The sequence below is a fragment of the Bacillus cereus group sp. MYBK195-1 genome, assembly GCF_051916605.1.
Classification (GTDB): domain Bacteria; phylum Bacillota; class Bacilli; order Bacillales; family Bacillaceae_G; genus Bacillus_A; species Bacillus_A cereus.
Genome location: NZ_JBQAGZ010000001.1, coordinates 1,392,276 through 1,405,816, shown reverse-complemented (window position 1 = coordinate 1,405,816; position 13,541 = coordinate 1,392,276). Strand labels below are relative to the sequence as shown.

Genomic DNA, 13,541 nt, shown 5'->3' with positions numbered 1-13,541 from the left:
TCACTTTACTTCCTTACAACTGGAATCCACATTTCACCAAACACTAAGCCGTTTCTTTTCCCCATCTCAACCGTCGTATTTGGTCCACCAACATAAGCAAATTCATTTGCATCTGGTAAAGCTTGACCGAAGGCGATGCCAGTCAACTTTTTACTTAACTCTTCAGCTGTTTTGTCTTCCCCTTTTACTACTAAGTATTCTCCCCTCGGAAACTGAATCACTCTAGATTCTTCTTCTATTTGTGCTTCTGTCATGACACCCGCATAATACATCATTTTGTTATTCACCGCTTCGCTCACAGAAAAAATGTATTCATTTGTCGCTAAAGCTTTTAAAGTGTCCAGCCTTCCATCCTCTTTAACAGCCGACCAAAAGTCTTCCTTTTCTTTATTTATTCCAGCAAAGTCTGTGTACTCACTCTTAATTTCAGTTCCAATACCTAACACAATAAAGCTATCTTTTTCTTCTATAGTATAATTTTTCATATACAAAACCTGCCTCTTTTTTTATTAATCAAACGATTTATCTTTTCATCTGATACGTTTATAATATCTTTAAACCATGTCAAAAAATGATACTGTTTAGGAGACCAAAATGAAAAAAGTTGAACGGATTAATACAATTATGCGATATATTAACAACCGCTCCCACTTTACAATTTCTGAAATCATACGAGAATTTAACATATCACGATCGACAGCTATTAGAGACATTAGAGAAATTGAAGCTATGGGAATGCCACTTGTCGCTGAAGTTGGGAGAACGGGTGGGTATTTTGTTATGCATAATTCTATACTGCCCGTTGTTCGCTTTACTGATAATGAAGTGAAAGCTCTTTTTATTGCCTTTATGGCTACGAGGAATCAACAACTTCCCTACCTAAAGAGTCGTCAATCTTTAGCCGAAAAACTACTAGGACTCATCTCAGAAACCCAGCAGGATGACCTTGTTCTTTTAAATCAACTCTTGCTGTTCCAAGGAACTAATCCTCATAATCCCGATCTACTTGAGCTTTCTGATCTCCCCCATCCTATGTTAGAAAAACTCATTCAAATCCTTCTTTTGGATAACCATTTATTGATTACCATTAAAGAAGATGAAAAAATTAAGTCTTATCCAATTTATCTATTACACCTTTATCAAGAAAAAAGCCATTGGATTATTGAAGGATTTGACTTAAAAGAAGAAAAGAAGTTAATGTTTCCTGTCGATGATCTCAACAATATTGAACCATACACGACGAATAAAAGGCTCAATAAGAAAAAGATTTTAGAAAAACTAAGTAAGAAGGCTGAAGCAATTAACCTTGTACTTGAACTTGGTCCCACAGCAATTGCCCAGTTCAAAAAATACCATCCTTTAAAAATTTCAATATCTTATACTAATCCTTACCAATCCACAGCCATTTTAAAAACTTTTATCAATGTTAACAATCCCGATGAAGTGACGGAAATAATAAATTGGCTGCTTTTTCTAGGGAAGGATATTACAATTAGGGAAATGCCTGAAGAAATATTAAAAGATTTACAAGAGCGATTATGTTTATATTCCCCATAAGCAGTGATTAGTTAAACCTCAAAATATTGAGTTTAAGCAATCACTACTGAACGAGGCTTCTATGAATAATACAACAAAAAAGGTATGAACTAACTTTTAGTTCATACCTTTTATATTAGAGTTTTCTATAAACACATTAAATTGCTTGTTTAAGATTTGAATGTGGATTTGGTCCATACTTATTCTCACCTTCATCACTTTCAATGATACAAAACACAAGTAGAACCGCTCCTCCAAATGGCACCAAATTTAATAGCTGCCACCATCCTGTTTTTCCACTATCATGTAATCGACGAGCTTCCACTGCCAGAGTAGGAACGATAAAAATTGTTATATATAGCAAGGTAATATTGGCTCTTAAGTAAAAGGCAGACGAAGAATAAGAGGCCAAATATATGAATGACCAAAACGTAACCTTATTAAATAAAGTAAAAATCCAGTACTCTTTTCTCGTAGCTCTCCCACTAAATTTCGCATAGTTTTTGAGAGTATATAAATACCATTTCATTTGAACCTCTCCCTTTTTCATCCCCTAAACGATTAATTTATACATTATATACCTTATAAGTATAAATATAACACATCACAACGATAACCTCTATATTTACACGGAATATTCTGTTTATTAACAAGTCATTTTAGTTAAGTGTTAACATACCATATTTCCAGGCATGTGTATTCGATTTATTATTCTCCTATTTACTTTAAAACTACTACAATTAAGCGAAGTATGAATGAATTATTAAAGCACGGAAAATCTTCCCGTGCTTTTTCAAAAAAATATATTATTCCGGATGATTTCATTCACTTACCCTAGCTGACGTTTAAATGCTTTACTAGCGAAAAAGTAAGAAATAATCATTATACCTACGCACCAAGTGAGCGCAATCCAAATATCGTTTCCAACAGTTCCTTCATATAAAAGAGCACGAATTGCATTCACGATTGAAGTTACAGGCTGATTCTCTGCAAAAGCACGAACAATTTTCGGCATCGTTTCGGTAGGAACGAAGGCCGAACTAATAAATGGAAGAAAAACTAGTGGGTACGAGTAAGCAGTCGCCCCTTCCATAGACTTTGCCGTCAGCCCTGGAATGATAGCCAACCATGTTAGCGCCAGCGTAAACATCCCAAGTATCCCAGCTACCGCGAGCCAATCTAGAATATTCGCACTGGAACGGAAACCCATTAAGAGTGCAACAAGAATAACCACCACGATAGTAAGTACATTAGCAATAAGAGCGGTTAAAACGTGAGCCCACAATATCGACGAGCGCTTAATAGGCATCGTAATGAAACGTGCCATCAGCCCACTCTTTACATCCGTAAAGAGTCGCACAGAAGTGTAAGCTACACCGGATGCGATAGCCATTAGCAAAATTCCCGGCAATAAATAATTAACGTAGTTTTCCGTTCCAGTTTTTATTGCGCCTCCAAACACGTAGACAAATAATAGCATCATCATAATCGGTGTAATCGCTACTGTAATAATTGTATCCGGGCTGCGCATAATGTTACGCATTAAACGACCTAGTAATACACCTGTTTTACTTTTCATTTACATCTCCTCCTTTTTGCCAATGATCGCAAGGAATATTTCTTCCAATGTCGGTTGCTTCTCGATATACTCCACTTTTGCCGGTGGGAACATCTCTTTTAGTTCAGCAAGAGTACCTGTCGTAATAATTTTTCCGCCATGCAAAATAGCGATACGGTCTGCCAGTTGTTCTGCTTCCTCCAAGTACTGAGTCGTAAGCAAAATAGTTGTACCACTATCAGCAAGTTCCTTGACTGTATCCCACACTTCAATTCGCGCTTCAGGATCGAGTCCAGTCGTTGGTTCGTCAAGAAAAATAACTGCTGGCGCCCCAATCAAACTCATCGCGATATCAAGCCGGCGCTTCATCCCGCCTGAATACTGATCTGCCCTTTGGTTTGCCGCATCAGTCAGGCTAAATCTTGCAAGTAGATTGTCAGCAACTTGAGCGGGATTGGAAACACCACGTAGCCTAGCTATCATTATCAAGTTTTCCCTCCCAGTCAGCATACCGTCTAAAGCTGCGAACTGCCCTGTCAAACTGATACTTTGACGTACATGATTTGGTTGACGCTGTACATCAAATCCGCAAATACTTACTTCACCGCCATCTTGCTTCATTAGCGTCGAAAGGATGTTGACCGTTGTCGTCTTTCCCGCTCCATTTGAGCCTAGCAGCGCGAAAATTTCTCCACGCTGCACCTCAAAATCTATCCCTTTTAAAACTTCCTTGTCTTTAAAGGATTTTTTCAAGCCTTTTACAGAAATCGCTGCATGACTCATACATTTTTCCTCCCTATAAAAATATTTTGCGAAGATAATTTATTTACCTCTATCTATTTAGTACCACTGATATTCTGTATCACTTAGTACTGAGCTAAAAATATAACTGAATAGCTATGATGGCAATTCATATGTGTAACCAGCTAATCAGTCGGTATTACTTATTCCATTTATTTTTTTCTCAATTTCTTCATAATACTTTCATTCAAATCTTCACGATACTTGGAGACGTAAGTTTTAGCATTTGCCACTAGTTCGTCAGCAAAGGAAGCCACGTCATCCCCAGTAATGTCAAGCACTTGTCTTCCTTCTGCTGCACCAGCTTCAAACAAATCGATTAATTCATACTGTATGTGTAACATATCCATCCCGTTACCCGCTGAGAAATTCCACATGTAGTTTTGAATTTTCTTAAATACAAATTGGTAGTCCTCTGGCAGAGCCTCAACTCGTGCCATCATCATTTTGTACTCTTTTTTATCACCAATTAACTTTTTAAACATTTCTAACATCTTATTTTCCTCCTTTTTTATAAAACCGAACAAGAAATTCCCAAAGTATCGGCCGGAACGTTTTATCTTATGAACCTATTTTGACTTCAAGACGTTAATTTTTGACGATACAAAATCCCATTTTTCCCAAAACAATTCAAGCTCCTGGCGGCCTTCTTCATTTAATGAATAAAACTTACGAGGCGGTCCCATATCTGATGGTTTCTTTTCAATATTCACAAGCTTTTTCTTCTCTAATCGTACAAGGATGGTATACACCGTACCTTCCACAACTTCGGTAAACCCAAGATCATTCAGGTGGCGGGTAATCTCATAGCCATACGTTTCACGGCGACTAATGATTTCCAGTACACACCCTTCCAGTGAACCTTTCAGCATTTCAGTTAAATTTTCCATGTCCTGATCCTCCTTTACCCCCTATTCTGTCTGACTTATATTCAGTATTACAGAGTACTAAGGCGAATTTTTTACTGAGTAGTTTTTTGAATTCATACTATTCAGTATCACTTATTACATCTACATTGTATGACTAAGTAGCGATAGATGTCAACTGATTTTCAAATTTTTTCTAAAATCCGCTATTACCTATTGTCTACTGAAAATATTTTGAGAAACAACACTACTCAGTATTGCTTATCACAAGTACATTGTATGACTAAGTAGCAATGAATGTCAACTCGATTTTTATATTTTTCTAAAATCAACTATTACCTATTCGATACAGCCTATTTTCTTTTTTTATTTTGCCCCATACCTATCCCACTAAGAAAAGAAAATACCCCAAAACAAAAATTCTACATTTTTATTTTGGGGCGCTATACTATACCAAAGTTAATGAATATGGCTAGCTCTTCTTATTAATAAAACAGATCATTTTTTGTTACGATAACATCATAGCCATATCTTCTGCTGCATTTGTAATTAGTTTTAAACCAAATGTTTCTTGTAATACATCAAGCACGCCAGGTGAAATAAATTCAGGAACCTTTGGACCGATGCGAATATCTTGAATCCCAAGACTAAATAGCCCGAGTAAAATGGCAACCGCTTTTTGTTCAAACCATGATAGCACAATACTTACTGGCAATTCATTCACTTCACATTGGAAAGCATCAGCTAATGCAGCCGCTATTTTCACTGTAGAAATGGAATTATTACACTGTCCTAAATCAATGTACCGCGGAATTTCCGTACCAGGTACAACACCGTAATCCACATCATTAAAGCGGAATTTCCCGCAAGAAGTTGTTAAAATAACCGTTTCTGGCGGAAGTGACGTTGCTAATTCACGATAATATACTCCGCCTTTTCCCGGTGCATCACAACCGGCGATAACAAAGAAACGCTTTATTTTCCCCTCTTTTACTGCATCAATAATTTCTGGGGCTAATGATAATACTGTATTATGATGAAACCCTGTTACTAACTGTTCATCCGACTCCATATGTACTTCTGGAAGTTCTAGTGCTTTTTGAATCAATGGTGTAAAATCATCATTTTCAATTTTTTGTACACCTTCTAAACCTGCAATATCATATGAAAAGAATCGATCAGAGTACGATCCTTTAATTGGCATAACACAGTTCGTTGTAGCTAATATGGCACCAGTAAATTTTTCAAAAAGGCGTCTTTGATCATACCATGCCTTACCGATGTTTCCTTTTAAATGTTTATATTTTTTCAGCTGCGGATATCCGTGTGCTGGTAGCATTTCAGAATGTGTATAAATATTAATGTCTTTTCCTTCTGTTTGCTTTAATAGTTCTTCTAGTGCAAATAAATTATGACCCGTAACTACAATTGCTTTACCTTCTACACGATTTTGTGTAATTTGTACAGGCTCTGGCACACCAAAATGATTCGTATGTGCCTCATCTAATAATTCCATCACCCGTAAAGCTGATTTCCCCACTTTCATAGCCATATCAATATGCTCTTGTTCGTTAAAGTTAGAATTTGTTAATGTCATATATAAAGCTTCTTGTGTTGTAGCATCTACAAATGCATCCGTATACCCTAGCTGAGCAGCATGTGTGCGATAAGCTGCAATTCCTTTTAGCCCAAACACAATCGTATCTTGTAAACTCGCAATCGTTTCATTCTTGCCACACACACCCATTACTTTACATCCGCCTGTTGGCGTTTGTTCACATTGATAACAAAACATATCATCCCACCCTCTCCCAATCATTCATTACACCTTAAGCATAATACCCATTGAAAAAAAGTGATGTGATTTCCATCACAATAATATATAAAGATTTGTGACAGCTCATATTGTTGACATAATATTTTTATTGACACTAAAAAACGTACATTAGTGTACACACATCTTTCAATACTTTTAAATAGCTAAATAATTAATTTGGAGAAATATATACAACGAAAAATTTTTCGAATCCCTTATACAAATAGTTGCAATTCATCGCATATGAAAATAGCATATTTTTCATTTTAAGAAACTACCATTTTTTATTAAAGTCTTTATTGTAAACCTTTTTATTTACAATACATTTACACTATCTTAACATTACTTACATTATTTATATGATATATTTATATAGAAGCTACTTAAGAAATTTCATATACATTTTATCTTTATGATCTCTTACTCTAATCAATAAAAAGATCATGTTATATTTTTATAACAGGGGTGAATTACGATGACTGAAACTTTAAAAACACTTATAGTGCTTGATGCTACTTACGTTGTTATAGCAATTATGACAGTATTAGTATTTGTATACTTGGAATTAAAATCTCAGTAATATATGCTGGCGTAATCAACAGATTCAGCATTTAAATATAGTTAGAAGAAAGAGAGGAGAAAATTATTTCTCCTCTCTTTTGTATTTCTACAATTTCTTATTTTAATAAATCCAATGTATGTAAAAGTAATCCTTTGTCCCCTACTTCCCCATGACCAGGCACTACTGCATTTATATTTCTATATCGCTTCAGCACATTCTCAATCGATGTAGACCATTCATTTACATAAGCATCCGCAACGTTTCCTAAATCTTTCGCGGACGTAGATTTCACTAAACAGCCTCCAACTAAAATATTGTATTGCGGTAACCATACGACAATATTATCTTCTGTATGCCCTTTCCCTGGATAAAATGTTTCTACTTTCATATTTCCAAACTTCAAATTTGTAACGGTTTGTAAATCTCCAAGCGGTTCTTCATATCCATTTTTCTTTGCTAGTTCTGCAGTTAATGCTGTACTATGCGCTTTAATGCCTCTTTCTTTCAACGTTTTTATTCCGCCAATTCGATCAGCGTGCGCATGTGTAATAATGACATCCGCTACGCGCTTCTGAAATTTCTTTTCTACCATTTCTATTAGTTCCTTCGTTAATTTGTCATCCCAAGAAGAATCCACAAGTACTAACCCTTTAGAAGTATTAAGAACTAGACCGTTCGAAGGAACTGCTTCTCCATTAAAAGAACCTAACTCCGTATGAACCCATACATTCTTGTTTAACTGAGATATTGAAATGGTTCCCGTCTCATTTTTTATTACTGTTTTCTCTACCTTTTGTGATGCTTGTACAGAAGAAATTGTGCTAACAAATTGAATTGTTCCTAGTAAACCTACACATAATCCTACTTTTAACAACGTATTCTTTTTCATGTCATCAACCCTTTCTTTCAAGCCAAATAGTTATTACCTATATTAGACAATTCATCTCAAATGTTTGTTCCATCTTCATTTGCATACTTTTATGTAATTAACAAAAAAAGCGTACAAAATTTTGTACACTTTAAAACTTAATCTTTCATTCCATAATTCTCAAACTCTTCCTCATTCCCATAAAATACATTTAAATCAATATACTTTTCTTTTCCATTATAACCATTTAATCTTCCGCGGTTCGTGTATTGCCAAAACTTCCATTTTCTCCCATCAGATAAACTCGGTTTTGTAAGAACACTACGAATCCATATATCACATTTTGGATACGCATCCTTTATATATACATCATACGCCTCTTGCGTTGCATACAATATTACTTTCTTACCGTAATGTTTTTCTAGCATTTCAATCATAACCGACAACTCTTTCACAACATCTTCACGCTTAGGGGGATTATCTTTTTTGTTAGCATAAAACTCAACATCAATTACGGGTGGCAATGCTTGTTTATACTTTGGAACAGTTCGTATATATTGCTCTGCTTGTGTTTCACCCTTACTATCAAAACTAAAAAAATGATACGCTCCGACGCGCATACCTGTCTTATTCGCATTCGTCCAATTTTCCGAAAAGTACTTATCTACAAAAGAGCTTCCTTCAGTAGCCTTTATAAACGCAAACTTCATATTTTGCTTTTCCAACTCTCTCCAATCTATATCTCCTTGGTATGACGCAACATCTACACCTTTTATTTCATACTTATCCGCACTTATTTGATTCGGAATAAATATGCCTTGAAAGACTAAATAAGCGAAAACACTCATTACACTAATTAAGGTAAAGACTCCTCCTATAATAAGCTTCTTTTTCATTCGTATCCCCCATCTTTACACATTAATATTCCACTTACCATTCACGTTTTTTATTAATCCTCATTTTTTCTTCAAATGCCTTCTCTAAATCAATTTCTAACTTATTTGCTAAGTCACATACATTCCAAATGACATCAAACATTTCTAAACCAATCTCTCTTTTCGCATCCTGTATTGCATCACGCTTTAATATCACTTCCGCTAATTCACCTAATTCCGCCATCGCATACATCGTACGCTCTTCAATTGTTGTATCTTGAAATCCTTTTTCTTTACTGAAATTTGATACATATCTCTGGAATTCCACAATATTCATACTTAATCTCCCTTCATGATAAATACTCTGTTTCCTATTATACTTATATTTTGTTAAATTATAACATTCATACTATAATTTATTTATAACCCTTTAAAGGAGGTGTTTTCAATGACTCTCTTCGCTTCCCCATCATTATTCATAGTGGCAATCCTTTCATTTGCACTAGCTTATTTCATTGGAGTAAAACAATACACTTGGCTCTTATCAGGATTCAATGAACGCCACGTGCCTGATAAAGTGAAGTTATCAAAAATAGTTGGTCTTTATAATTTAGTTGCTGGGGTCATTGCCACAATCGGTAGTGTCTTCACTACTCCTAATGTCACGATCGTTATTCCTATCATTATAATTGGACACTTTATTATCGCCGCTTATGTAAATACACGCATGGTGCAGTGAAAAAGATCACCCAAATGGATGATCTTTTTTATAATTTATCAACATATTGCTTCGCTTCTAGTAAGGAAAAACCAAAAGCTTCTCTTACTCTCTTAACTGCTGTAACTGTTTTTCCTTCTTCTACAAGCTGGCGTAGTTCTTTATTAATTTCAGGTTCTCTTTCTACAATTCCCATTTCTTTCGTAATTAATTGTAATCTATCTTCAATTCTCTTTAAACGCGCATCATTTTTCTTTTCAATTGTAGCTAATTTTTCAGCGATATAAATGAAACCAAAGGCTAATATTAGTATAACCATCCAGAATTCCATAAATGTTCCCCCTTACTAACTTTCATTTATTTTATTTCACTAACTTATCAGCTTTAGTTATTGAAATCATTCATTCCTTACAAGGAAAGGGCAAACTAAAACTTTCTCAAAAATTAGTACAAGATATGATTTCTCCTCAAGGTTGCTCAAAATGGACTGGATTAGGTGTGTTTCTAGATGATTCGAATAAAGACTTACAAATGTATTCACTTGGATGGGGCGTTGGATTTCAATGTATGATGATATGCTATCCATACCGAGGTAATGGTGCTGTTATAATGACGAACGCTGACTTAGGCGTTCATCAAATGGAAGGGATTATTGGTGACGTGTTAAAAACGTTATCCTTTTAACGAAAAGAAAGAAGCTGTTCCTTCCAGCTTCTTTCTTTATATTACATTTTTGGCAACAATTTTTATATGTTCTGGTGCGATAATCTCCGTTATACTTTCTTGAAAATCTTCCTGCAACATTTCTTCAATATGTTCTAGCTGCACTTCAACATGTGTGCATTCTAAATTATGTATATTTAAAAGTGCATAATGATCTTTTTTCTTAATTACTAAATATTGATTTTCCTCTGTTACAAGTACAGAACCTAATCGGACTCCTAATAAGCGTTGATCATCAAACTTCATAATTACTTCTCCTTCCCTCATATAAACGAAACTACAATGAAAATAATTACATTTATGGAAAAACACGCTTATTTAGACTATATCATAATTTACTAAAATAGAAATATCTTTTTCTGTTTCAATAAAAATCCCTATTTTTTCATATATTTCGATACAAAAAACTTTCTCAACATTAAATTTGAATTTTCAGTTTTTAATTCCATGAAAATCTATTATAATAAAGTTAATAAATGTTTGACCTCTCCTAATTCATGTACATATGGATGATCAGTAGTTATCGCTACTGATCTATTTTTTTGATTTCAGAAAGTACATACGCTGCATCCTTTCCTACACCACAAATAAGTGCGGAACCCCTTTGAGATTGCCATGGTAAACCGATATAATACAATCCTTTTACTGGACTGATTCCCTTTATATGATTAGGAAATCCTTTCTCATTCACTGCCTGTTCAATTTCAATCCAATTATAATTTTGAACAAAACCAGTTGACCATATAACGCTTTCTGCACTATAAATATCACCATTCTGAAACATAATGTTATTTCCTGATGCACTTACTACTTTTTCTTGCAGTTTGATTGCTCCATTACGAATAAGTTTCTTACCTTCAAAACCGAAAATAGGGTCCTTTCTCTTCTGAAACCATCTTCCCCTCTTTGTATTTATTTCAGCGTACAATAAACCCATTTTTTCTAGCAGATTAAAAATACTTTTTCCAAAAAGTTGTAACGGTAAAAACGTTAAAGGATGACTAATAGACACCGTAACTTCATGTGTTTTTGCAAGTTCTACTGCTATTTGCATTCCTGAATTCCCGCCACCTACTACAAGTACCTTCCCCTGTGGAATTTGCGGTGATGATTTATATTGTGATGAATGTATTTGAAAAATATGTGATGATAGATTTGCTGAAACTGAGGGAATAAATGGTTGCTGAAAACCACCTGATGCGATAATAACTTTTTTCGTTTGTAAAACTTCTGTAGGAGTATGTAATTCAAATATTTCTTTTTCTTTCTTTATTTTTAGAACTTCCGTTTGTAATTGTACCGGTAATTGAAAATGTCTTGCATATTCTTCTAAATAAGTTGCAATTTCATCTTTATATGGAAATTCATTTTTTTCACCTATTAACGCCATACCCGGCAAGCTACTGTAAGACCTTGGGGTAAAAAGCTGCAAAGAATCATATCGATTTCTCCATGAATCACCAACTTGTTTTCCTGCCTCAAGTAATAAAAAATTATACCCTTCTTGCTTCAAGTAATATCCCATTGTTAATCCAGCTTGACCCGCTCCAATAATAATTAGGTCTATCATTCTAATCCCTCCTTCTTTTACATATGAATATTTGTTCATATATTCATATGTTTCCATAATCATAACATTTTATTTTTATATAATTCAATATCTACTCAAAATAAAAAAGAGCAGTTTACCATAAAGTAAACTCCCCTTCATTCTATCTTCCCAGTCTTTAGTGCCTGTGCCCAGTCATGTCTTTCCTGTTGAACAGCTAACTCAGCAGCTTCCTCCCAATTATAAGGAACTGGAATTTGTTCAATTACCCATTCTCCCAAAACCTTTTCTATCACTACATATTTTGCATGCGGAGTTCCTGATTCCATCTTATGCACAATGGGTAATTCATCTTTGTACGCTGGAAGCCCTATACTCCCTGGATTTATTATGATTTTTCCGTTCGCTAAATAAACAACTCTAGGAATATGTGTATGACCACATACTATTATTTTTTGTTCTATATTTTTGAGTTGATCCATTATATTTTTTTCACTCTTTAATACTGCACCATTTTCGTCCATTTCTTCTAGTAAATACACCTCATCTGAAGTTAGTGTACCATGACAAAATAAAATATCGTCAACAATGAATTGGAAAGGATGTTGTTTTAACCAATCTATATGATTTTCTGTTAATTGATTTCGGACAAAAGTTAGTGTAGCAGACTGCTCTTGTATAGGTTCCCAAAGCATGCGATCACAGTTTCCCTTAATATGTATCATCTCATTATTCATTAATATTTCAATTGTACCTAAAGGATCTAACGGCCCATAGACGCTATCACCTAAATTAATTATCATTTCGACCTTGCGACGTTCAATATCTTCTAATACGGATTTCAAAGCGTGACTATTTCCATGAACATCTGAAATAATTGCTATTTTCATCTAAATCCCCATTTTAATATATTATTTATAAACATCTGCCGCCAATTCCCTCAAAACATCCAAGTTTACTACTTCAAAGCAACCATTGTTCTTTTTTATAATCTCTTTATCACAAAAAATATTTAATGTACGTAATAGGTGTCGATAACTCGTTCCTAACAATTCAGCTGTTTCCGTTAAATTCCCACTAAACACAATTCTATTTCCATGCTGCACCGCTCGTTCCCCTGCTGCTAACATGTAACTCGCAAGTCTATTTTCAAGTGGATATAGTAAATTAATTGTACTATTTTTTGAAAGTCGATTTAACTTATGTGCTAACGATCCGCAAATACATCGTAAAAATTTTGCATCATGAAATAATTGATTTCTCACTTTCCCTAAAGGCAAACCAACACAATATGAATCTGCCATCACTTGTACGTTTGAAGCTGTCTTTTGAGAATGAATTAACTCCACATCTCCTAACAGCTGCAAGCTATCATAAAAGCATAACAATACAGATTTCCCGTTACTTAATGTATTAAACGCTTTCGCTTTTCCTTCAACGAAGAAAAATAAATAATCTATCTCTTCATTCTCTCTACAAATAAACTCATTCTTTTTAAAAAATATTAGTTCCATATATGGTTTCATATCATTACTAAAAAAGGAGTCAATATTATTTTCTTTCATATAATTTGTTAATTTAATAGAATTACATATTTTCTTCATAGTTCCCCCGCCTTTACAACTACTCCCCATTGTAATCAAAATTTTCCCCTTCCACTATGACATAT

At 34.5% G+C, this 13,541-nt stretch carries 17 protein-coding genes and 1 pseudogene; 3 read left to right on the top strand and 15 right to left on the bottom strand.

The window, feature by feature from the left end:
• Positions 1-5 precede the first annotated feature (5 nt).
• Positions 6-485: a GyrI-like domain-containing protein gene (locus ACTFRY_RS07395; RefSeq protein ID WP_033694178.1), complete on the bottom strand. Its 480-nt coding sequence runs from the start codon at positions 483-485 to the stop codon at positions 6-8.
• Between the two features lie 109 nt (positions 486-594).
• Between ACTFRY_RS07395 and ACTFRY_RS07390 the strand changes: the two genes are divergently transcribed.
• On the top strand, positions 595-1,557 hold the full coding sequence (locus ACTFRY_RS07390; RefSeq protein ID WP_098617207.1) for a helix-turn-helix transcriptional regulator: 963 nt from the start codon (positions 595-597) through the stop codon (positions 1,555-1,557).
• A 136-nt stretch (positions 1,558-1,693) separates the two neighbouring features.
• On the opposite strand, the gene ACTFRY_RS07385 is transcribed toward ACTFRY_RS07390, so the two are convergent.
• The 9 genes from ACTFRY_RS07385 to ACTFRY_RS07345 form a co-directional block, all read right to left on the bottom strand.
• Positions 1,694-2,065 (bottom strand): DUF805 domain-containing protein, encoded by a 372-nt coding sequence (locus ACTFRY_RS07385; protein WP_000872433.1) that lies wholly within the window; start codon positions 2,063-2,065, stop codon positions 1,694-1,696.
• 300 nt (positions 2,066-2,365) lie between these two features.
• Positions 2,366-3,115 carry an ABC transporter permease gene (locus ACTFRY_RS07380; protein WP_098617206.1) on the bottom strand — a complete coding sequence of 250 codons (750 nt, stop codon included), beginning with the start codon at positions 3,113-3,115 and terminating at the stop codon, positions 2,366-2,368.
• Positions 3,116-3,877 (bottom strand): ABC transporter ATP-binding protein, encoded by a 762-nt coding sequence (locus ACTFRY_RS07375; RefSeq protein ID WP_000017470.1) that lies wholly within the window; start codon positions 3,875-3,877, stop codon positions 3,116-3,118.
• A gap of 170 nt (positions 3,878-4,047) precedes the next feature.
• Positions 4,048-4,389, bottom strand: coding sequence for a DUF1048 domain-containing protein (locus ACTFRY_RS07370; protein ID WP_000891986.1), 342 nt, complete (start codon positions 4,387-4,389; stop codon positions 4,048-4,050).
• 75 nt (positions 4,390-4,464) lie between these two features.
• Positions 4,465-4,785: a PadR family transcriptional regulator gene (locus ACTFRY_RS07365; protein ID WP_000429487.1), complete on the bottom strand. Its 321-nt coding sequence runs from the start codon at positions 4,783-4,785 to the stop codon at positions 4,465-4,467.
• A 484-nt stretch (positions 4,786-5,269) separates the two neighbouring features.
• Complete coding sequence (hcp, locus tag ACTFRY_RS07360; RefSeq protein ID WP_061663930.1) at positions 5,270-6,556, bottom strand: hydroxylamine reductase; 1,287 nt, start codon at positions 6,554-6,556, stop codon at positions 5,270-5,272.
• 698 nt (positions 6,557-7,254) lie between these two features.
• On the bottom strand, positions 7,255-8,028 hold the full coding sequence (gene bla2, locus ACTFRY_RS07355) for a BcII family subclass B1 metallo-beta-lactamase (RefSeq protein WP_098617204.1): 774 nt from the start codon (positions 8,026-8,028) through the stop codon (positions 7,255-7,257).
• Positions 8,029-8,165: 137 nt separating this feature from the next.
• A complete protein-coding gene (locus ACTFRY_RS07350) occupies positions 8,166-8,903 on the bottom strand; it encodes a glycoside hydrolase family 25 protein (protein ID WP_098617203.1) in 738 nt (245 codons plus the stop codon).
• 34 nt (positions 8,904-8,937) lie between these two features.
• Positions 8,938-9,219, bottom strand: coding sequence for a MazG nucleotide pyrophosphohydrolase domain-containing protein (locus tag ACTFRY_RS07345; RefSeq protein WP_001028137.1), 282 nt, complete (start codon positions 9,217-9,219; stop codon positions 8,938-8,940).
• Between the two features lie 111 nt (positions 9,220-9,330).
• Between ACTFRY_RS07345 and ACTFRY_RS07340 the strand changes: the two genes are divergently transcribed.
• Positions 9,331-9,621, top strand: a complete 291-nt coding sequence (locus tag ACTFRY_RS07340) for a DUF3784 domain-containing protein (protein WP_098617202.1) — start codon at positions 9,331-9,333, stop codon at positions 9,619-9,621.
• 28 nt (positions 9,622-9,649) lie between these two features.
• On the opposite strand, the gene ACTFRY_RS07335 is transcribed toward ACTFRY_RS07340, so the two are convergent.
• Positions 9,650-9,931, bottom strand: a complete 282-nt coding sequence (locus ACTFRY_RS07335) for a hypothetical protein (RefSeq protein WP_098617201.1) — start codon at positions 9,929-9,931, stop codon at positions 9,650-9,652.
• Between the two features lie 38 nt (positions 9,932-9,969).
• On the opposite strand from ACTFRY_RS07335, the pseudogene ACTFRY_RS07330 reads away from it, so the two are divergent.
• Positions 9,970-10,284, top strand: a pseudogene (locus ACTFRY_RS07330) (serine hydrolase domain-containing protein); the annotation flags it as partial.
• A gap of 36 nt (positions 10,285-10,320) precedes the next feature.
• Here the strand turns inward: ACTFRY_RS07330 and ACTFRY_RS07325 are convergent.
• The 4 genes from ACTFRY_RS07325 to yeiL all read right to left on the bottom strand — a co-directional run bounded on the left by ACTFRY_RS07325 (position 10,321) and on the right by yeiL (position 13,476).
• Positions 10,321-10,569: a hypothetical protein gene (locus ACTFRY_RS07325; protein WP_000666946.1), complete on the bottom strand. Its 249-nt coding sequence runs from the start codon at positions 10,567-10,569 to the stop codon at positions 10,321-10,323.
• A 280-nt stretch (positions 10,570-10,849) separates the two neighbouring features.
• Positions 10,850-11,893, bottom strand: a complete 1,044-nt coding sequence (locus ACTFRY_RS07320) for a flavin-containing monooxygenase (RefSeq protein WP_000566229.1) — start codon at positions 11,891-11,893, stop codon at positions 10,850-10,852.
• 137 nt (positions 11,894-12,030) lie between these two features.
• Positions 12,031-12,762, bottom strand: a complete 732-nt coding sequence (locus ACTFRY_RS07315; RefSeq protein ID WP_044795215.1) for a metallophosphoesterase family protein — start codon at positions 12,760-12,762, stop codon at positions 12,031-12,033.
• 21 nt (positions 12,763-12,783) lie between these two features.
• Positions 12,784-13,476 carry a transcriptional regulator YeiL gene (gene yeiL / locus ACTFRY_RS07310; RefSeq protein WP_016118364.1) on the bottom strand — a complete coding sequence of 231 codons (693 nt, stop codon included), beginning with the start codon at positions 13,474-13,476 and terminating at the stop codon, positions 12,784-12,786.
• Between the last annotated feature and the right edge of the window lie 65 nt (positions 13,477-13,541).